This window comes from Lysobacter sp. Hz25 (assembly GCF_046097045.1).
GTDB lineage: Bacteria > Pseudomonadota > Gammaproteobacteria > Xanthomonadales > Xanthomonadaceae > Lysobacter > Lysobacter antibioticus_B.
Genome location: NZ_CP175666.1, coordinates 2,217,157 through 2,237,585, shown reverse-complemented (window position 1 = coordinate 2,237,585; position 20,429 = coordinate 2,217,157). Strand labels below are relative to the sequence as shown.

The window sequence follows — 20,429 nt, the reverse complement described above, 5'->3', positions numbered from 1 at the left end:
CGTTCGCACCACACATCGGCGCTTGTATCGCCTTATGCGATTCGCGGTCGCGGCTTGCGCCGCTCCTACCCTTTGATTCGTCTTTAGGGGTAGGAGCGGCGCAAGCCGCGACCGCATAACGACCCGAAACCGCGACTCTCCGCGCCGGGCGGCGCCGATCAAGCAGCCCCTACGGCATCACAACAGCCACACCTCGACCCGCTCGTTGCGATAGCGCGAACCGGCATCGCGGGCGATCGGGTTACGCGCACTGCCCGGCTGAGCAGCCGCCAGAGGCAGGGCCGTGCCCATGCCGCGCGCCTGCTCGACCCGCAGGCCGCGCGACATCAACTCCTGGGCGACCAGGTCGGCGCGGTCGTTGCTCATCATCATCGCCGCCATCGTCGAACCGGCGCTGGCGTCGGCGAATCCGACCACCAACAATCGCCGGCCGCGGTTCGGCGGCAGCGCCATGAAGCTGCGCAGGCGATCCAGATCGCGCACCGCACGGCTGTCGAACACGTTCGCGGCGACGCCGCTTTCGCCGGGCCCGCCGAAGTTGAAGCGCAGGCTCAACGGCAGACGCACCGCGCGGCCGACCAGTTCGCGATACTCCGCCGGGCCGGCCGACACCGGCCGCTCGCGCCCCGGCACCAGGGTCACCGCAAGATGGCCGCTGCGAGCGACCGCGCGCTGACCGGCGCGGGTCATCGCATACAAGGCGAAGCTGCGGCTCAAGGCGCCCATCATCTGGCCGCCGTACAGATACAGGCGCCGGCTCAAGGGATAGTCCTCGCTCAGCACTTCGGTGCGGGTCGGCGCGATCGCGCGCCCGCCGTCGGCGATCGCCAGCGGCTTGGTGCCGTCGCCGTAGTGCTCGCCGATCGGGATCAGTCCGATCGCCAAGGGATCGGCCGCGACGGCCGCGATCAATTCGCGTGCATTGCGATGGCGCTGTGCTTCGCCGAACGCCGTGCCGAGCATGACCCGGTCGTTCATCAAGTCGCGCACCGCACCGGCGCCGGGATCGAGATGCAGCCGCACCTCGCCCTGACTGCCGCCGAACTCGCGCCATTGGCGCGACTGCCCGGAGAACAGCCGGCGCAACTGGGCGAAATCGAGGCGCACGACCGGATTGCGGCGATTGACCACAACCGCGACGCCATCGAGCGCAACCACGAACTCCTGGTCCTGCGAACCGAGATCGCCGAGCTGCCAACCGGCATCGAGTTCGGCTGCGTTCGGCCGTCGCGCCATCATCGCGATCTGCGCCTGGCCTTCGACCAGATCGGTGAACCCCTGCGCCGAATCGCTGCCGGCGATCTCGACGATCAGCGGCTGGCCATCGCGACTGGCGTGGATTTCGGTCAAGGCCGGGCGCGGCCGGCGGGTGCGAATACCGGAGTAGCCGATGTCGCGCAGCCAGGCCTCGGCCAGGCTCGGCACCAGCGCGTGACCGAGCGTTTGAGAACCGTGGATACGAACGCGTTCGGCGTCCTGGGCACGGGCGGGAAACGCAATCGCGGACAACGATGCGAACAAGAACAACACGAACGGCAACACAACGGCACGCGACATGGCGCGCACTCCCCCTGTACGAACTGCGCGCAGGATGGGTGCGGCCTGTGACGCTGCGATTACGCGACGGCAAGCACAGTAATGACGAAGTGGAATGCCCTTATTTCGTCAAGCTGCAATAAGCGTGCGGCAAGCAGCCGCGAGTCGCAGAAGCGGGGCAATGTCCGCGATGCGCGCAGGCGCTTGCGGATCGCGACGCAACCGGTAGCTACGCAGTCGCGGCTTGTGCCGCAGGAAATCCAGTCGGACGCCGCCTCCTAAAGCCGCTGCGCGCCGTTGTCGTTGTTGTGAAGATTTTGCTGTTGTTGCTGTGCGACGTGTCGCACTAGCGAAGGCAATCGAAGACCCGGAGGGCGGCGCGCAAGGATGCGCGCCGTTTTTCATCGGGACATGGATGTCCCGTATGAAAAATCCCTGCGTCGGCATCGCTCATGCGGACCTTTGATTCAAAGAAAAGCATTTTTCTTTGGTTACCTTTCTTTTGTTGCTTATGACAAAAGAAAGTAACCCGCCGCTTTAGTGGCGGAAGCTCTTATCGTTTGATCTTGCTTGTAAGAAAGCCTCGAGCAAGAGCAGAGCTTCCGTCCGCTGACGCGGCCGGGTTACTTTCTTTTGCTAAGCCCAAAAGAAAGCTAACCAAAGAAAAGGGCTCTCCTTGCAAGAGCACAGGCCACGAGTGCGATGCGCGCGCCGGGATTTTTCGATAGGACATCCTTGTCCTATCGAAAAACGGCGCACGTCCTGTGCGCCGCCCTCCGGGTCTACGGTCGACCGGGAAAGCGGCAAAGCGAAAGCACCACAAGGACTAAGAGCAAGGGGCAAAGGGCAAAGGGCAAAGGGCAAGGGCAAAGGCAAAGGCAAAGGCAAAGGCAATTGCGCAGAATGGCAGTTATGCTCATCAAGGCGATACGAGAGTCGGCTGGCAGGCTCTCCTCGCCGCCATGAAATGACGACGCGCACCTGAAGCATCGCGGTCGCGGCTTGCGCCGCTCCTACCCCTCAAGCCGCTACGCGCCGTGGCCGTGGCCGTGGCCGTGGCCGTGGCCGTGGCCGTGGCCAGAAAGATTTTGCTGTTGCCGTGCGCCGATTCGTACTAGCGAAGGCAATCGAAGACCCGGAGGGCGGCGCGCAAGGATGCGCGCCGTTTTTCATCGGGACAGGGATGTCCCGTATGAAAAATCCCCGCGTATGCACCGCTCGTGCGGGCCTGTGATTCAAAGAGAAAGCGTTTTTCTTTGGTTACTTTCTTTTGTCGCTTTTGACAAAAGAAAGTAACCCGCCGCTTTAGTGGCGGAAGCTTTTGGCGTTTGATCTTGATCTTGCTTGAGCGAAACGCCGCAAAGCCGTTGCAGCGCGGTCGCGGCTCGCGCCGCTCCTACCCCTGCGGAAGCACGCCGCTTCGATGCGTGGCATCGGCGCTGTTGCTTCTGCGCGTTCCGCGGTCGCGGCTCACGCCGCTCCTACACGAGAGCTCCTACGGCGGCTGGTGGCTTCGATTGATGGCTGTGACGACTGCGCGTCCCTCGCCTCACTCGTCCCCAACCGCCACCGGCCGCTGCGGATCCTCGATCCACCCGCTCCACGACCCGGTATACAACGCCGCGCCGTCGAAACCGGCATGCGCCATCGCCAGCAGATGGTGGCAGGCGGTCACGCCGGAGCCGCACATCACCGCGGTCTGCGCCGGCGCGCGGCCCGCGAGCAACGGGGCGAATTCGCCGGCGAGCGTTTCGCTCGACTTGAAGCGGCCATCGGCGAGGTTGTTCGCATACGGGCGATTGCGCGCGCCGGGCACGTGGCCGGCGACGCGGTCGAGCGGTTCGACTTCGCCGCGGAAGCGCTCGCAGGCGCGCGCGTCGATCAGCAGGCCGCCGGAATCCAGCAAGGAACGCACGTCCTGCGCATCCAGCACGCGACGCGCGTCATAGCTGGCTTCGTAGCGGGTCGCTGCCGGCGCCGGCACGAGGTCGTCGCTCGGCAGGCCGAGCGCGGTCCAGCGCTGCCAGCCGCCGTCGAGCACGGCCACCCGCTGGTGGCCGAGCACGCGCAGTAGGAACCACAGGCGCGCCGCGGCCAGGGCGCCATCGCCGTTGTCGTAGACCACGACCTGGTGTTGCGGGGTGATGCCCCAGCGCCCGAGCGCGGCGGTGAAATCGTCGGCCTCGGGCCAGGGATGACGGCCGCCGCCGGATTTGCGGTGATCGGACAGATCGCGGTCGAGGTGGGCGTAACGCGCGCCGGGCACATGCGCCTGGCGATAGGCCGCTTCGCCCGCGGCCTTGTCGTTGAGAGCGAAGCGCGCGTCGACCACGATCAGATCGTCGCGGCCCAATGCCGCGGCGAGGTCCTCGGCCGATACCAGGGTGGTCCAGTCGCTCATCGGGTCGTCTCCAATCGCTGCCGCAGGTTCAACAGCATCGAGGCGGTCGCGCCCCAGATGCGTTGGCTCGGATAGCGGTATTCGAGCACGTGGCGGGCGCGGCCCTTGTACTCGAGGGTGCGCGTGGTGAGGTTGTCGGGGTCCAGCAGGAAGGCCAGCGGCACTTCGAACACCTCGGCGACTTCGTTCGGGTCGGGCCGGGCGACGTAGGCCGGGCCGATCACCGCGACCAGCGGCAACACGCGAAAGCCGGTAATCGTCACCAGCGGGTCGAGGAAACCGAGCGGCGCGATCAACGCGGCCGGCACGCCGATTTCCTCTTCGGTCTCGCGCAGGGCGGCCGCGACTGCGTCGGCATCGCCGGGCTCGATGCGGCCGCCGGGAAAGCTGACCTGGCCGCCGTGCTGGCGCAGGCCGTCGGTGCGGCGGGTGAGCAGCACCTGCACGCCCTCGACTCGCGGCACCAGGCCGACCAACACCGCGGCCTGCGCATGCAAGGCGTCGTCGGGCAACAGCCCGGTCAGGTCGTCGAGGTTCCAGCCGTCGCTTTCGGGCGCGGCATCGAGCGGATGCAGCGCCGCCAGCAGGCGGGTGCGTTCGCGCGAATCGCCGTCGAGGAAGTCGGCGCCCAGGAAGGCCGGCGTTGGCGCAGGCGCGGTCACCGCAGCTTCGACTCGCGCTGCGGCAGCACTACTTCCATCAGGCGCAGGCGCTCATCGTCGTTCATCTGCGACCAACGGGCGATTTCGGCCGTGGTGCGGTGGCAGCCCGAGCACAGGCCGTCGTCGCCGAGTTGGCAGACACCGATGCACGGACTCAACACCGCGCGGAATGTCGTCATATCGTCCACCGAGGCCATGCCGCCATTGTGCCTGGCGGGGCGACCTCGTAAAGCCCGACCGAAGCGATCGGCAGGCCGTGCGAAACATCGGGTACCGCGCATCGGCCCTTACACCGCCCGACGCGCCGCCCCGCTCCAGAAACGACTTGCGCCGGGCTAGCCGGCGCAAGTCTGTGACGCGTTGCAGGTCTTACTTGACGCTGACCAGCTTGATTTCGAACTGCACGGCGACGTTCGGCGGGTACGGCGTACGCGGGTCGGCGCCGTAGGCCTTGTCGGCCGGCAGGGTCACTTCCCACTTCGAACCGCTCGGCATCTGCAGCAGCACTTCGCGCATCGCCGCCATTTCGATTTCGCTGACCTTGATCGACGGAATCGAGTTGGCCGGACGCGCCTGCTCCGGACGCTGGCCCCACGGGAACGGACCGGCGACTTCCAGGGCGACGGTGCTGGCCTGGGTCGGCTTGGCGCCGGTACCGGTGTCGATGATGCGGTACTGCACGCCGCTCGGCAGCGCCTTCACGCCGGCCTTGGCCTTGTTGCCGTTGATGAAGGTGTCGCTCTTGCCCTTGTTTTCGGCAGCGGCCTTGTCCCACTCGGCCTTGGCCTTGTCCTGCTGGCGCTTCTGCATGTTCTGCACGGCAGTGCGCAGTTGGTCGACCGGCACCGACGGCTGCTTCTTGGCATAGCCGTCCTGCAGACCCTTGACGATCGTGTTGACATCGACCTGCTCACCGCTTTCGACGGCGTTGCGGCCGAGGTCGTAACCGAGCGCATAGCTCAGCTTGCCCTTCTCGGAAGAAGTGTCCTGCGCGACGGCGTTGCCGGCGGTCAGTGCCAGGGCCGCAACGGCGGCAGCAATCAAACGCAACTTCATTCGGTGGAATCTCCGGTAATGGCACGGGGCGACTGCGTCGCCCCGATCGGCTAGGGGCATAGTCCAATCATGCCCCGATGTAGAAGCCCTGGGTCGGTCGTAAGTGCCCGACAGGACGAGTTAGGATACCGGCGGCAGCGCTTAACCGCCACTGACGACCGGGGATCAGACCGCGACGCAGGGCCGGAGTTCCCTGCCTGCCGCTCCCCATTCCCCCGGAATCCTACGGCCATCACATGACCGAATCGCCCCTGCTGATCGCCGATCGCGGCGCCGTGCGCCAGATCACCGTCAACCGTCCCGACAAGCTGAACGCGCTCAATGCCGCGACCCTGGACGCCCTGCTAGCCGCCTTCGAGGCCGCCGCGGCCGACCCGTCCGTGCGCGCCGTGGTCCTGACCGGCGCCGGCCCCAAGGCCTTCGTCGCCGGCGCCGACATCTCGGAAATGAACACCCTGACCCCGGTCCAGGGCCGCGATTTCTCCCAGCGCGGGCAGAAACTGATGCGCCGGATCGAGAAAATGCCCAAACCCGTCATCGGCATGATCAACGGCTTCGCCCTCGGTGGCGGCCTGGAACTGGCGATGGGCTGCCATCTGCGCATCGCCTCCGACAACGCCAAGATCGGCCAGCCCGAGATCAACCTCGGCCTGATCCCGGGCTTCGGCGGCACCCAGCGCCTGCTGCGCCTGGCCGGCCGCGCCGCCACCCTGGAGCTGTGTCTGGTCGGCACCCCGATCGACGCCGCGCGTGCGCGCGAGCTGGGCATCGTCAATCGGGTGGTGCCGGCGGCCGAACTCGAAGCCGAGACCTTCAAGCTCGCCGAACAGCTCGCCGCGGCCGCGCCGCTGGCGCTGCGCGGCGTGCTCGACTGCATCGCGGTCGGCGGCGAATGCGGGATCGAAGAAGGTTTGGAATACGAAACCGCGCAGTTCGGCCTGATGTTCGCGACCGACGACATGCGCGAAGGCACCACCGCCTTCCTCGAACGGCGCAAGCCCGCCTTCGCCGGAACGTGAGCGAGCGCACGTCCGCGCCCTGCCGCTGCGGCTGCGCCGATGCGCGCGGCGCGGCGGCGCACGCGATCGTCGCGGCGCTGGCGCAGGACGACCTGGATGCCGCGATCGCGCTCGGCTTGTTGAGCGCGAACTTCGACGACGGCGACGGCATCGTCTGTCGCCACTGCACCGGCGCCTGCACGCAGGCGCTGCGCAGCGCGCGCGAGGCGCGCCTGCGCGCCCTGGCGGCGCGCGAACGTTACCGCGCACGTAACGTTCGCCTGCAGCGACGCGCCGACGAGCGCGCCGCGCAACGCGCGGCGACGCCTGCGCCCACGAGCGCGGCCGATAATTCGGTTGGCGACACGATCGCCGACACCGCTCCCCCCGCCACGCAGCGCCCGGCCCTGCCTTCGGCCGCCGCGGCCGCCCTGGCCCGCGCCAAGGCCAAGGCCGCGCAGCGCGGACCGACCTGAGACCGACCCTCCGCATGGCCAAGACCTCCCCGCCCGCCACCCAGCCCGCCAGGAACGCCGCCAGCAAGACGCTCAAGCAGGCGACCAAGAAAGTCGCCAAGAAGACCGTCGCAAAACCCGCTGCGAAATCTCCGGCGAAGCGCGCCGCAAGCAAGCGCGCCGTAAGCAAGCCCGCTGCGACCCAGCCGGCGGCAAGAAAGACCGCGAAACCGGCCGGAAAACGCATCGCCCGTCTCGCTCCGGCCGAGATCGAGGAAATGTTCTCGCGCCTGCAGGCGCTGAACCCGAAGCCGACCACCGAACTCGAATACAGCGCGCCGTTCGAGTTGCTGGTCGCCGTGGTGCTGTCCGCGCAGGCCACCGACGTCGGCGTCAACAAGGCGATGCGCAAGTTGTTCCCGGTCGCCAACACGCCGCAGGCGATCGCCGCGCTCGGCGTCGACGGGCTCAAGCCCTACATCGCCACGATCGGCCTGTTCAACACCAAGGCCGCGAACGTGATCGCCTTGTCGCAACAGCTCATCGATCTGCATGGCGGCGAGGTGCCGCACGACCGCGCCGCCCTCGAAGCCCTGCCCGGGGTCGGCCGCAAGACCGCCAACGTCGTGCTCAACACGGCCTTCGGCGAACCGACCATGGCGGTGGACACCCATATCTTCCGCGTCTCCAACCGCACCGGCCTGGCGCCCGGCAAGGACGTGCGCGCGGTCGAGGACGGCCTGCTCAAGGCGGTGCCCGCGCACTATCTGCACGACGCGCATCACTGGTTGATCCTGCACGGACGTTACGTTTGCAAGGCACGCAAGCCCGATTGCCCGCACTGCGCGATCCGTGATCTGTGCCGCTTCCCGGACAAAACGCCGGGCGAACCCGAGCCTGTAGCGGCTTGATTTAAAAAGAGAATCCAATCGGCGCGCCGCGCTTGCGCGAGCGTCATCGCAGCGTCATGCCTGCGAAATAAGTCAGATCTGTCACATTTACGCAACTTTCACACTCTAGCCTGCGCGCCATCACTCCACGCCTCAGGGCTAGACCATGAAACTCTCCCGCAACACCCTTGCCGTCGCGTTGTTCGCCGCTCTCGCAGCGCCCGCCGCGCACGCCGAAATCGCACTCGACGTCATCGGCGACTCGGAAGTCACCTTCGAAGGTCTGCTGCAGGCGGATTACAACGATTTCAACAGCGACGTCCTCAACCTCAACGCCGACGTGCCGGACGGCAAGGACAACGACAACGAGCTGCGCCGCGCCGAGCTGGTGCTCAAGGGCAAGGGCCCGGGCAACATCGAGTGGGTCGCCGGCTACGACGCCAAGGCCGACAAGTTCCTCGACGTCAACCTGAAGTACAAGCTCGGCGGCAACGCCAACCACTACATCCAGGTCGGCCAGTACAAGCAGCCGAACAGCCTGGAAGAGCTGTCTTCGACCAAGAACAACGACTTCATCTCCAAGGCGATGGTGACCAACACCTTCGGCGTGGCGCGTCGTCTCGGCGCCGCCTACAGCTACGGCACCAACGACTGGAGCCTGACCGCGAGCTACTTCGGCCGCGAGCTGACCCGCAACCTCGCCCACGGCTCGGGCTTCGGCCTGCGTGGCACCTTCGCGCCGATCAACGACAAGGGCAACATCCTGCACTTCGGCCTGTCCTACGTCGATCTCGACGCCGACGCCGACACCGCGCGCATCCGCACCCGTCCGCAGGCCGACCTCGCCGCCGGCCGCCTGGTCGATACCGGCAACATGCTCAACGTCGACCGCCAGAACACCATCGGCGCCGAAGCGATGTGGGTGCATGGCCCGGTCAAGGTCCAGGCCGAGTACATGCGTTCGGAATTCGACCGCTACGCCACCCGCTCCATCGCCCAGCCGGGCAAGAAGTTCACCGGCGACAGCTTCTACGTCAGCGGCGTGTGGAACATCACCGGCGAGACCTGGGGCTACAAGGGCGGCGTGCCGTCCACCCCGCTGCCCGACGAACCCGCCAGCGGCATGTGGCAGGTCGGCGTGCGTTACGACAAGGTCGACCTCAACGACGGCTCGCTGCGCCCGGGCGCGACCCCGACCGCCGCTCCGATCGTCGACGGCGTGCTCGGCGGCGAAATGGACGCCTGGACGGTCGGCGTGAACTGGTACTGGCGCTCGAACTTCAAGTTCATGCTCGACTACTCGATCGTCGACAGCTCGCGCTACATCGGCAAGACCAGCGCCACCTACTCGCAGACCGCGGCCTACAACAACCGCACCTTCAACCGCGTCGTCGACGACAGCCCGAACGTGATCTCGGCGCGCGTGCAGTTCTACTGGTAAGCCGCGGCTTACCGCTCCGATCGGACATCTCTCCCCCTCGATCGGCAACGATCGTTACGGGCGCGGCCTAGGCCGCGCCCTTCTTTTGCGCGCACCGTGCGTCGGAAAGAAAGGGGTGTCACGTCCCTGTCATGTTTTCGCCTCGTGACTGTCATCGAACCGTTATGAAATTCGCCGCAACGGATCCGTGCCAGCCGTCTCTCTTCAGGAGCTCACCGTGTTCAAGTCTCTGTCCTTCCGCCTGACCGCACTCGCCCTCGCGACCGCGTTCGCCGTCAACGTCCAGGCCGCCGACGTCACCGGCGCGGGCGCGTCGTTCGTGTATCCCGTGATGTCGAAGTGGTCGGCCGACTACGCCAAGTCGACCAGCAAGAAAGTGAACTACCAGTCGATCGGCTCCGGCGGCGGCATCGCCCAGATCAAGGCCGCGACGGTCGACTTCGGTTCCTCCGACGCCCCGCTCAAGCCCGAAGAGCTCGCCAAGTTCGGCCTGGCCCAGTTCCCGTCGGTGATCGGCGGCGTGGTGCCGGTGATCAACGTGCCGGGCGTGGCCTCGGGCGCGATGAAGCTCGACGGCGCGACCCTGGCCGGCATCTTCCTCGGCAAGATCAGCATGTGGAACGACCCGGCGATCGTCGCCCTCAACGGCGGCCTGAAGCTGCCCGCGAAGAAGATCACCGTCGTCCACCGTTCCGACGGTTCGGGCACCACCTTCAACTTCGTCAACTACCTGTCCAAGGTCAGCGGCGATTGGAAGAGCTCGGTCGGCGAAGGCACCGCGGTCAAGTGGCCGACCGGTATCGGCGGCAAGGGCAACGAAGGCGTGGCCGCCTACGTCAAGCAGATCCAGGGCGGCATCGGCTATGTCGAGCTGTCGTACGCGCTGCAGAACAAGATGGCGTATTCGCGCCTGAAGAACGCCGACGGCAACTTCGTGCTGCCGACCGACGAGACCTTCTCGGCCGCCGCCGCCAGCGCCAACTGGGCCGACGCCAAGGACTTCTACCTGGTCATGACCAACGCGCCGGGCGAGAACTCCTGGCCGATCACCGCGACCAACTTCATCCTGATGTACAAGCAGCCCAAGAACGCCGCCGGCGCCAAGAACGCCAAGGAATTCTTCCGCTGGGTCTACGCCAACGGCGACCAGCAGGCCAAGACGCTCGACTACGTGCCGCTGCCGGACGCGCTGGTCAAGCAGATCGAGACCTACTGGACGACGAACATGAACTACTGATCCGACCGATCGTCGGATCCGGGGGGATCCTTCAGATTGGGGAGATCGGACGAAACGGGCCTTCGGGCCCGTTTTGTTTTGGGCGCGGAATCGGGAATCGGGAATCGGGAGTCGGAATCGGGAGTCGGGAGTCGGGATCGGGAGTCGGGATCGGGAGTCGGGATCGGGATCGGGATCGGGAGACTTCAGCATCCAGTCTGGATGAAGCCCAGGGTTCCCGCCTCCGCGGGAACGACGAGAGGTAAATGGAGTCCCGCCCCTTTCCAGCCGTCATCCCCGCGGAGGCGGGGATCCAGAGACTTCAGAGCCATGCCTCGGTGAAGCCCAGGGTTCCCGCCTTCGCGGGAACGACGAGAGGTAAATGGAGTCCCGCCCCTTTCCAGCCGTCATCCCCGCGGAGGCGGGGATCCAGAGACTTCAGAGCCATGCCTCGGTGAAGCCCTGGGTTCCGGCCTCCGCGGGACGACGGCAGGAAAGAACGCGACGTCTCTTCCAGACGGGGTCGGCTTGGTCGGGAAGACTTCAGCGCAGTTCCTGAATGGGCCCCGGATATTCAGGTCCGCCGAGCAGGCCGAGTCCGCCTGCGCGGATTGATGGCCGGCCGCCCACTTCACCCCGGCCCGGGCCCCCAGATCGCCCGTGCCGCAGTCGAGCCGGAAACCGTGCCTGGGACGGTTTGTTACCGCCAAACAGCAGCTCCAGCCCCGCAAACCGCGACTTTCAACACCTACCCCGCCCTTTCGCTACAGATTCATTACGAACCCATGTCATAGCCGTGTAACAAAAAGATCATCAAATGGCGCCATCCGAGCCGGCGCCCTCGCCGGCCTTCTTTCATGGAGCAGCACATGAAATCGTCGCCGGCCCGCATTGCCGTCCTCTCTCTCGCCATTACCCTCATCGCCGCCGCATGCTCGGGCAGCCAGACGCCGGCCCCGGCCGCCGACGGCAAGACCCAAGCCGCTACGCCCGCGGGCGACCAGGTCGCCGCGCAGATCACCGGCGCCGGCGCGACCTTCATCTTCCCGCTGTTGTCGAAGTGGTCGGACGACTACCACAAGGCCACCGGCGCCAAGGTCAATTACCAGTCGATCGGTTCCGGCGGCGGCATCGCCCAGATCAAGGCCGGCACGGTCGATTTCGGCTCGTCCGACAAGCCGCTGCCGAGCGAAGAGCTCGCCGCCGCCGGCCTCGGCCAGTTCCCCTCGGCGATCGGCGGCGTGGTGCCGGTGGTCAACGTCGAAGGCATCGAAGCCGGCAAGCTGCGCCTGACCGGCCCGTTGCTCGCCGACATCTTCCTCGGCAACGTCGGCAAGTGGAACGACGCGGCGATCGCCGCGGTCAACCCGGGCGTCGCCCTGCCCGACCTGAAGATCAACATCGTCCACCGTTCCGACGGTTCGGGCACCACCTTCAATTTCTCCAACTACCTGTCCAAGGTCAGCCCGGCCTGGCAGAGCAAGGTCGGCGAAGGCACCTCGGTGCAGTGGCCCGGCGGCGTGGGCGGCAAGGGCAACGAAGGCGTGGCTTCGTACGTGAAGCAGATCAAGGGTTCGATCGGCTACGTCGAACTGGCCTACGCGCTGCAGAACAAGATGGCGCACACGCAGTTGCAGAACGCCGCGGGCAACTTCGTCCAGCCGAGCGCCGAGGCCTTCCAGGCCGCGGCCTCGACCGCCGACTGGGCCAGCGCGAAAGACTTCAACCTGGTCATCACCAATGCCGGCGGCGCGCAGTCCTGGCCGATCACCGCGACCAATTTCATCCTGATGTACAAGCAGCCCAAGGACGCCAAGCGCAGCGCCGACACCCGCGCGTTCTTCAAGTGGGCCTTCGAGAACGGCCAGTCGCAGGCGCAGGGCCTGGACTACGTGCCGCTGCCGCCGGAACTGGTCAAGCAGATCGAAGCCTACTGGGCCGCCGAGTTCAAGTGACCCATTAGCCCGCGTCCGCATAGCGAGCGCGGCATTGCCTATGGGTCATCTCCGCGAAGGCGGGGATCCGGAGACCTCAGGCGTTCTCGCACGAAAGTCCGGTGGATCCCCGCCTGCGCGGGGATGACGAGCAGGAAAGGTCGCAGCCACCGAAGCTGCGATCCCATCGCACCCGCACTACCGCATATATCTACATCTCTATAGCAACGGCTACTGCAGCACCCGCACCACGCCCGATCAGCACCCCGCATCCGCCACAGCCCCGCACGCTCCCGATGCAACGCACTGCCACGACGGACCTCCCTTCGCAATGAACGCGACCGCCCTACCCGCCCGATCCGGTATTTCCAGCCGCGATGGCAAAGATGCGCGCAACGACCGTCTGTTTCGTTATGTGCTCACCGCCACCGTCATCTTCGTTCTGTTCGCTCTCGCCAGCGCCGCCTTGTCGATGCTCTGGGGCGGCCGCCACGTGCTGGCCAAGGAAGGTCTCGATTTCTTCATCACCGCCGAATGGAACCCGGTCGAGGACCAGTACGGCGCGCTCGTTCCGATCTACGGCACCATCGTCACCGCGCTGATCGCGATGGTGATCGCAGTGCCGGTGAGCTTCGGCATCGCCTTCTTTCTGACCGAAGTCGCACCGCGCTGGGCGCGTGGCCCGATCGGCACCGCCATCGAGCTGCTCGCGGGCATCCCCTCGATCATCTACGGCATGTGGGGCCTGTTCGTGCTGGTGCCGGTGATGACCGAGCACGTCACGCCCTGGCTCAACGACAACGTCGGCACCTGGCCGGTGATCGGCAAGCTGTTCCAGGGCCCCCCGCTCGGCATCGGCATGCTCACCGCCGGCATCGTCCTGGCGATCATGGTGATCCCGTTCATTTCCTCGGTGATGCGCGAAGTGTTCCTGACCGTGCCGACCCGTCTCAAGGAGTCGGCCTACGCGCTGGGCTCGACCAAGTGGGAAGTCAGCTGGGACATCGTCCTGCCCTACACCCGCTCGGCGGTGATCGGCGGCGTCTTCCTCGGCCTCGGCCGCGCCCTCGGCGAAACCATGGCGGTGGCCTTCGTGATCGGCAACTCGGTCAACTTCTCGGCTTCGTTGCTCGAACCCGGCACGACCATCGCCGCGCTGATCGCCAACGACTTCGGCGAAGCCACCGAGACCTATCGCTCGGCCCTGCTGCTGCTCGGCTTCGTGCTGTTCATCGTGACCTTCTTCGTGCTCGCCGCCGCACGGCTGATGCTGATGCAACTTTCGCGCAAGGAGGGCAACTGATGAACGCGACTCCCGCTCCCATCGACGCCGAACTGCAGCGCCGCCACCGCGTCGCCGATTCGCTGTACGGCCGTCGCCGCGTGTTCAACGCGATCGCGGTGCTGATGGCCTGCGCGGCCGCCGCGTTCGGCCTGTTCTTCCTCGGCTGGATTCTCTACACCCTGCTCGCCAAGGGCCTGGGCGGCATCAACCTCGCGCTGTTCACCCAGAACACGCCGCCGCCGATGCAGGAAGGCGGCTTGCTCAACGCCTTCTTCGGCAGCGCGGTGATGTGCCTGATCGCGATCGTGCTGGGCACGCCGCTCGGCATCGCCGCCGGCACCTGGCTGGCCGAGTACGGCGCCGGCCGTAAGATCGGCACCGTGGTGCGCTTCGTCAACGACATCTTGTTGTCGGCGCCGTCGATCGTGCTCGGCCTGTTCGTCTACACCCTGGTGGTGATGCAGAGCGGCGGCAATTTCTCGGCCTTGGCCGGTGCGATCTCGCTGGCCTTCATCGTGCTGCCGGTGGTGGTACGCACCACCGACGAAATGCTGCGCCTGGTGCCTTCGCAGATGCGCGAGGCCGCGCTGTCGCTCGGCGTGCCGCAGTGGAAGGTGATCGTGCAGGTGCTGTACCGCAGCGCTTCGGCCGGCATCGTCACCGGCGTCCTGCTCGCCCTGGCGCGTATTTCCGGCGAAACCGCGCCGCTGCTGTTCACCGCTTTCGGCAACCAGTACTGGAGCCACAACGTGCTGCAGCCGATGGCCAGCGTGCCGGTGGTGATGAACCAGTTCGCCGGCAGCCCCTACGAAACCTGGCAGACCCTCGCCTGGGCCGGCGCCCTGGTGCTCACTTTCTTCGTCCTGGTCGTCAGCCTGCTCGCCCGCGCCCTCGTGTTGCGCAATCGGATCTCCAATGACTGATCTTTCGAACCAACCCGTTGCCCGGACCCCGGCCATGAACGATGCACGCCTTTCCGTCGCCACCCCGGACCGCGCCGCGGCCGTGGTCGGCGCTTCGCCGGTCAAACTCGCCGCGCGCGGCCTGAACTTCTACTACGACAAGTTCCACGCGCTGAAGTCGATCGACCTGGAGATCCCCGAGAAGCAGGTCACCGCGCTGATCGGCCCCTCGGGTTGCGGCAAATCGACCCTGCTGCGCATCTTCAACCGCATCTACGCGCTGTACCCGAAGCTGGAAGCGCGCGGCGAAGTGCTGCTCGACGGCGAGAACATCCTCGACCCGAAGTACCCGATGAACCGCCTGCGCAGCAAGGTCGGCATGGTGTTCCAGAAGCCGGTGCCGTTCCCGATGACGATCTTCGAGAACGTGGCCTACGGCATCCGCCACCACGAGAAGCTGTCGAAGTCGGAAATGAACGACCGCGTCGAGCAGGCCCTGCGCCAGGGCGCGCTGTGGGACGAGGTCAAGGACAAGCTGGGCCAGAGCGCCCTGGGCCTGTCCGGCGGCCAGCAGCAGCGCCTGTGCATCGCCCGCGCGGTGGCGTTGAAGCCGTCGGTGCTGCTGCTCGACGAACCGACCTCGGCGCTGGACCCGATCTCGACCAGCCGCATCGAGCAGCTCGTCGAAGAGCTCAAGAAGGACTACACGATCGCGATCGTGACCCACAACATGCAGCAGGCCGCGCGCGTGTCCGATTTCACCGCCTTCATGTACCTGGGCGACCTGATCGAGCACGGCCCGACCGAACAGATTTTCTCCAAGCCGACCAAGCAGCAGACCGAGGATTACATCACGGGCCGCTTCGGGTAAGGCGCCGCGCTCAGCCTGTGCCCTATCGGCACAGGCTGCGGCGCCGAACGCCCGGCCATGGATGGCCGGGCCGGACCGTCCGGAGATGCGCTGTCCCGCCAGGGATGGCATCGTCGGCCCAGCAACAACACGAGCGAGACTCGGACACACCTAAATGAGCACCCAAATGCACGACCACATCGTCAAGAGCTACGACGACGAGCAGCGCCGCCTGCTCGACGAAACCCTGCGCATGGGCGAGATGGCCGCGTCCCAGCTCGAAGCCGCGCTCGACGTGGTCCAGCGCCGCGACGACAAGGCCGCCGAGCGCATCATCGCCAACGACGAGGCGATCGACGCGCTCGAACAGGAAATCAGCCACGACGTCATGAAGCTGGCGTTGCGCGGGCCGATGGCGCGCGACCTGCGCGAAATCCTGGCGGCGATCCGCATCGCCTCGGACATCGAGCGCGTCGGCGACTACGCCGCCAACGTCGCCAAGCGTTCGACCGCGCTGAACCTGTCGCCGCCGCTGCCGCACGTGGCCGGCCTGCACGCGCTGGGCACCCTCGCGGTCAAGCAACTGCGCGACGTGCTGACGGCCTACCGCGACAACGACGTCGAACTGGCGCAAAGCGTGCGCGCCCGCGACGCCGAGGTCGACACGGCCTATACCGGCCTGTTCCGCGAGCTGCTGACCTACATGATGGAAGACGCGCGCAGCATCACCGCCTGCACCCATCTGCTGTTCATGGCCAAGAACATCGAGCGTATCGGCGACCACGCCACCAACATCGCCGAGAACGTCTGGTTCCTGGTCAAGGGCGAAGAGCAGTTGCCGCCGCGCGAGAAGCGCGACGACACCAACACCACCGGCGCGGTCTGACCTCGCTCCCCGCTCCGGCAGGCTCCGGAGCGGGATTCGCGCAGACGCGTCGCGCTGCGTTGCAACAAAACCGCGGGACGCGGCCGACGCCGTCGGCCGACCGGCAGGCCGAACCTCTAGTCCGCTTGCCGCCGTCGGCTGGCCTCTCCAGCCCTGCAAACGGTTACAGCCGCTCCAGACTGAATCCGTTCTAAACGAATCCGCCAACGCCGTCGCAATCGCGAACCGTTCGGCCCGGCTCCCAACTCTTGGTACATACCCGCAGCGCCGTGCCGCGGTGTATTTTGCGTACCTCGGAGGAGACCCGGGCATGACCTTGCTGATGGCGAACGGGGATTTGGCGGCCGCCCGATCCGGCGACCGCGCCGCGCTGGAGCGCGTGCTGACGCGCTCGCGCCAGGACTTGCGCCGCTACGCCGAGTACCACTGCGTCATCAACGATATCGAAGACGCAGTCCAGGAAAGCCTGATCACCGTCTCGCGCAAGTTGCGCGACCTGCGCGTGCTCGAATGCTTCGTCTCTTGGACCTTCCGCATCGTCAAACGCGAGTGCAACCGCCTCAAGCGCGGTCGGCGTATGCTCAGCGGCGACGTCATCACCGATGAAATCCTGCCGGTGGTCACCCCCGAGCCCTGCGAATGGCGCCACGATGTCGCCGCCGCACTCGAATCCCTGCCCGCGCATTACCGCGAAGTCGTCCTGTTGCGCGACCTGGAGGGCCTGACCATCGCCGAGATCGGCGATCAACTCGGGCTCAGCCGCGAAGCGGTGAAATCGCGCCTGCACCGGGCCCGCGTCCTGGCCCGCGAATATCTCGCTCCGTGACGCATCCCCGCCTCGCTTCCACCCGTATCGCTAAACCGCCCCCGAATTCGTAACCCCTCACTTCGATACCGCTGCACATCGCATCCAGACGGAACCCGGCACACTGGGCCGTTCATCCCGCCGGCGGGCCTCCCGCCGTCATCGCCACGTAGGAGTCATCCATGTCCAAGCAAATCAAGAAGCCCATCGCCCTCGCTATCGGCGCCACCCTGCTCGGCGGCCTGAGCCTGTCGGCTTCCGCGTTCGCCATGAGCGATCTCTCGCAGGGCTATCTGCTCGGCGCCCAGCAGGCTCCGCCGGCCGCCGAGAAGGCCGCCGACGCCAAGGCCGCCGCCGACACCGCCAAGCACGCCGAAGGCACCTGCGGCGCCGACAAGAAGGCGAAGGAAGGCAGCTGCGGCGGCGACAAGAAGCATGCCGAAGGCAAGTGTGGCGAAGGCAAGTGCGGTGCCGACAAGAAGAAGGCCGGCGAAGGCAAATGCGGTGAAGGCAAGTGCGGCGCCGACAAGAAGAAGGCCGGCGAGGGCAAATGCGGCGAAGGCAAGTGCGGTGGCGACAGCAAGGCCGCTGCTGCGCCCGCTACCGGCACGACCGCTCCGGCCGCCACCAAGGCCAAGAAGGCCGCCGAGGGCAAGTGCGGCGAAGGCAAGTGCGGCGGTTCGATCTGATCGCTGCGCATCGATGACGATGGACGGCTCGCGTCCCCTGAAACCGGATGCCGTCGGCCTCGGCCTGCGGCGGGCCCTGCTGGGCCCGCTGCAGTCCGCCGCGGCCGGTGATTTCGATTTTCTCGAATGCGCGCCGGAGAACTGGATCGGGATCGGCGGCCGCTACGGCGAAGCGCTGCGCGAGTTGAGTTCGCGCCACGCGCTGGTCTGCCACGGCTTGTCGCTGTCGCTGGGCGGCACCGAACCGCTCGACGAGACCTTCCTGATCCGCGTCCGCCGTTTTCTCGACGAACACCGCGTCGCCTGCTACAGCGAGCACCTGAGCTATTGCAGCGACGACGGCCATCTCTACGACCTGCTGCCGATCCCGTTCACCGAGGAAGCCGTGCACCACGTCGCCGCGCGCATCCGCCGCACCCAGGACATCGTCGGCCGCCGCATCGCGGTCGAGAACGCCTCCTACTACGCCGCGCCGCACCAGGAAATGAGCGAGATCGAGTTCACCCGCGCGGTGCTTGCCGAGGCCGATTGCGAGCTGTTGCTCGACGTCAACAATATCTACGTCAATTCGATCAACCACCGCTACGACGCGCGCGAATTCCTCGCCGCGATGCCGGGCGAACGCATCGCCTACCTGCACGTCGCCGGCCATTACGACGAAGCCGAAGACCTCAAGGTCGACACCCACGGCGCCCCGGTCAAGCACGAGGTCTGGTCGCTGCTCGGCGACGCCTACCGTTTGTTCGGCGCGCGCCCGACCCTGCTCGAACGCGACTTCAATTTCCCGCCGTACGAGGAACTCGTCGACGAGCTCGACATCGTCCGCCAGGTGCTGCGCGAAGCCGCACCGCAAACCGCCGCGGCCGGTGCGCGCGCCCAAGCCGCCCGATGAGCGACAACGCAAGCATGAGCGACGCCCCTTCGCGACTGCGCGCGCAGCAGTTCGAGCTGACCCGCCACCTGCGCGACCCGGCAACCAGCCCGGCGCCCGCCGGCATCGAAGACCGTCGCCTCGGGATCTATCGCGACCTGCTGTTCAATAACATCGAAGGCCTGCTGGCGAGCAATTTCCCGGTCATCCGCAAGCTGCTCGGCGAGCGACGCTGGACCGCGCTGGTGCGCGATTTCTACCGCGACCATCGCTGCCACACCCCGCTGTTCGCCGAGATCGCCCGCGAATTCCTGCGCTATCTGCCCGAACGCGACGACGGCGATCCGCCCTTCCTGGCGGAGCTGGCGCATTACGAATGGGTCGAACTCGCGCTGCAGCTCAGTGAAGCGCAGGCACCGCAGGACGACGCCGGCATCGGCGACGCCGACCTGCTGGAACACGCGCCGCAGCTGTCGCCGCTGGCCTGGCCGCTGGCCTACGCCTGGCCGGTGCATCGCCTTGGCCCGGAGCATCAGCCCGAACAGCCGCCGCCGGCCCCGACCCTGTTGCTGCTGCGCCGCGAGGCCGACGGCGAGGTGCGTTTCTCCGAGTTGAGCCCGCTCGCCTTCCGCTTGATCGAACGCATCGGCGAAACGCCGGAACTGAGCGCGCGCGAACAATTGCAGGCGCTGGCGCAGGAAGCCGGCAGCGACGAGCTCGCCGCCTTTCTCGAATCGGGCCAGGGCCTGTTGCGGCAGATGCGCGCCAGCGGCGTGATCTTTTTTACCGCGACGGCGAATCCTTCCGCCTGAGCGCCGCCTCTTTAGTGGAAAGCGCCGGCCGATCGGCGCAAGTCCCCACTGGAGCAGCTCATGGCCCGTCCCCGTATCGCAACCTGCCTCGCCCTGCGCGATCGTCTCACCGGCGTGGGCGCCTGGCTCTCGCCGCTCGGCCTGCGCCTGGTGCTGGCCTGGGAGTTCTACGAATCCGGGCGCGAAAAGCTGCACGGCGAAAACTGGTTCGGCGCGGTCATGGCGAATTTCCCGTTTCCGTTCGACCGTGTGCCCGCGGACGTGAGCTGGGGCATGGCGACCTGGTTCGAGCTGCTCGGCGGCCTGGCCCTGTTGCTCGGCCTGGGCACGCGCGCGGTCGCCGCCTCGCTGTTCGTGCTGACCGTGGTCGCCATCGCCGCCGTGCACTGGCCGCAGGACTGGATGGGCCTGTCCCAGCTCGTCCAGGGCTATGCCATCACCGATAACGGCGCCGGCAACTACAAACTGCCGCTGCTGTTCCTGGTGATGCTGTGGCCGCTGATCCTCGGCGGCGCCGGCCGCCTCAGCGTCGACGCCCTGCTCGCGCGCGCGGCCGCCCTGTGCCCGCCGACACCGCGCGACGACCCGACCGGCTGGGGCCTGGTCCTGCTGCCGGTCGGCCTGGTCGTGGCGATGCTGCTGCCGGCGCCGGGCCTGGCTCTGGCCGGGCTCGGTGCGGCACTGCTGCTGTTTGCGGCGGCCCGTTCGCGCCGCATCGAAAGGTAGGAGCGGCGCCCCCG

18 protein-coding genes and 1 pseudogene are annotated in these 20,429 nt (G+C 66.8%); 15 read left to right on the top strand and 4 right to left on the bottom strand.

All coding sequences use genetic code 11. The features are described from left to right. Window positions 1-177 precede the first annotated feature (177 nt). The 4 genes and pseudogenes from ACKN61_RS09530 to ACKN61_RS09515 form a co-directional block, all read right to left on the bottom strand. Window positions 178-1,557 (bottom strand): substrate-binding domain-containing protein, encoded by a 1,380-nt coding sequence (locus ACKN61_RS09530; protein WP_408953274.1) that lies wholly within the window; start codon window positions 1,555-1,557, stop codon window positions 178-180. 1,528 nt (window positions 1,558-3,085) lie between these two features. Beyond that, window positions 3,086-3,937: a sulfurtransferase gene (locus ACKN61_RS09525; RefSeq protein WP_408953273.1), complete on the bottom strand. Its 852-nt coding sequence runs from the start codon at window positions 3,935-3,937 to the stop codon at window positions 3,086-3,088. After that, a pseudogene (locus tag ACKN61_RS09520) lies at window positions 3,934-4,796 on the bottom strand (NUDIX hydrolase). Before ACKN61_RS09520 ends, ACKN61_RS09525 begins: the two are co-directional and overlap by 4 nt. Window positions 4,797-4,968: 172 nt before the next feature. Beyond that, complete coding sequence (locus tag ACKN61_RS09515; RefSeq protein WP_408953272.1) at window positions 4,969-5,655, bottom strand: FKBP-type peptidyl-prolyl cis-trans isomerase N-terminal domain-containing protein; 687 nt, start codon at window positions 5,653-5,655, stop codon at window positions 4,969-4,971. A 236-nt stretch (window positions 5,656-5,891) separates the two neighbouring features. Between ACKN61_RS09515 and ACKN61_RS09510 the strand changes: the two genes are divergently transcribed. The 15 genes from ACKN61_RS09510 (at window position 5,892) to ACKN61_RS09440 (ending at window position 20,415) form a co-directional block, all read left to right on the top strand. Then, on the top strand, window positions 5,892-6,674 hold the full coding sequence (locus tag ACKN61_RS09510; RefSeq protein ID WP_408953271.1) for an enoyl-CoA hydratase/isomerase family protein: 783 nt from the start codon (window positions 5,892-5,894) through the stop codon (window positions 6,672-6,674). Next, window positions 6,671-7,129 (top strand): hypothetical protein, encoded by a 459-nt coding sequence (locus ACKN61_RS09505; protein WP_408953270.1) that lies wholly within the window; start codon window positions 6,671-6,673, stop codon window positions 7,127-7,129. The genes ACKN61_RS09510 and ACKN61_RS09505 overlap by 4 nt, the downstream gene beginning before the upstream one ends. A 257-nt stretch (window positions 7,130-7,386) precedes the next feature. Further along, the gene (nth, locus tag ACKN61_RS09500) at window positions 7,387-8,019 is read left to right on the top strand and encodes an endonuclease III (RefSeq protein WP_408953783.1); all 633 of its coding nucleotides are present in this window, start codon (window positions 7,387-7,389) and stop codon (window positions 8,017-8,019) included. Window positions 8,020-8,164: 145 nt separating this feature from the next. Further along, the gene (locus ACKN61_RS09495; protein ID WP_408953269.1) at window positions 8,165-9,439 is read left to right on the top strand and encodes an OprO/OprP family phosphate-selective porin; all 1,275 of its coding nucleotides are present in this window, start codon (window positions 8,165-8,167) and stop codon (window positions 9,437-9,439) included. A gap of 217 nt (window positions 9,440-9,656) precedes the next feature. Then, window positions 9,657-10,676, top strand: a complete 1,020-nt coding sequence (gene pstS, locus ACKN61_RS09490; RefSeq protein WP_408953268.1) for a phosphate ABC transporter substrate-binding protein PstS — start codon at window positions 9,657-9,659, stop codon at window positions 10,674-10,676. A gap of 848 nt (window positions 10,677-11,524) precedes the next feature. Continuing rightward, window positions 11,525-12,610, top strand: coding sequence for a phosphate ABC transporter substrate-binding protein PstS (gene pstS / locus ACKN61_RS09485; protein WP_408953267.1), 1,086 nt, complete (start codon window positions 11,525-11,527; stop codon window positions 12,608-12,610). 310 nt (window positions 12,611-12,920) lie between these two features. Next, complete coding sequence (pstC, locus tag ACKN61_RS09480; protein WP_031370472.1) at window positions 12,921-13,892, top strand: phosphate ABC transporter permease subunit PstC; 972 nt, start codon at window positions 12,921-12,923, stop codon at window positions 13,890-13,892. Next, window positions 13,892-14,797 carry a phosphate ABC transporter permease PstA gene (gene pstA / locus ACKN61_RS09475; protein ID WP_408953266.1) on the top strand — a complete coding sequence of 302 codons (906 nt, stop codon included), beginning with the start codon at window positions 13,892-13,894 and terminating at the stop codon, window positions 14,795-14,797. Before pstC ends, pstA begins: the two co-directional genes overlap by 1 nt. 34 nt (window positions 14,798-14,831) lie before the next feature. Then, complete coding sequence (gene pstB / locus ACKN61_RS09470) at window positions 14,832-15,647, top strand: phosphate ABC transporter ATP-binding protein PstB (protein WP_408953265.1); 816 nt, start codon at window positions 14,832-14,834, stop codon at window positions 15,645-15,647. 154 nt (window positions 15,648-15,801) lie between these two features. Further along, a complete protein-coding gene (gene phoU / locus ACKN61_RS09465; protein WP_408953264.1) occupies window positions 15,802-16,512 on the top strand; it encodes a phosphate signaling complex protein PhoU in 711 nt (236 codons plus the stop codon). A 310-nt stretch (window positions 16,513-16,822) separates the two neighbouring features. Continuing rightward, on the top strand, window positions 16,823-17,338 hold the full coding sequence (locus ACKN61_RS09460; RefSeq protein WP_408953263.1) for an RNA polymerase sigma factor: 516 nt from the start codon (window positions 16,823-16,825) through the stop codon (window positions 17,336-17,338). Between the two features lie 161 nt (window positions 17,339-17,499). Further along, window positions 17,500-18,006, top strand: coding sequence for a hypothetical protein (locus ACKN61_RS09455; RefSeq protein ID WP_408953262.1), 507 nt, complete (start codon window positions 17,500-17,502; stop codon window positions 18,004-18,006). A 19-nt stretch (window positions 18,007-18,025) separates the two neighbouring features. Continuing rightward, window positions 18,026-18,898, top strand: coding sequence for a DUF692 domain-containing protein (locus tag ACKN61_RS09450; RefSeq protein WP_408953261.1), 873 nt, complete (start codon window positions 18,026-18,028; stop codon window positions 18,896-18,898). Between the two features lie 14 nt (window positions 18,899-18,912). Then, window positions 18,913-19,689 carry a DUF2063 domain-containing protein gene (locus tag ACKN61_RS09445; protein WP_408953260.1) on the top strand — a complete coding sequence of 259 codons (777 nt, stop codon included), beginning with the start codon at window positions 18,913-18,915 and terminating at the stop codon, window positions 19,687-19,689. Window positions 19,690-19,749: 60 nt separating this feature from the next. Beyond that, window positions 19,750-20,415, top strand: a complete 666-nt coding sequence (locus ACKN61_RS09440; RefSeq protein WP_408953259.1) for a DoxX family protein — start codon at window positions 19,750-19,752, stop codon at window positions 20,413-20,415. Window positions 20,416-20,429: the final 14 nt, after the last annotated feature.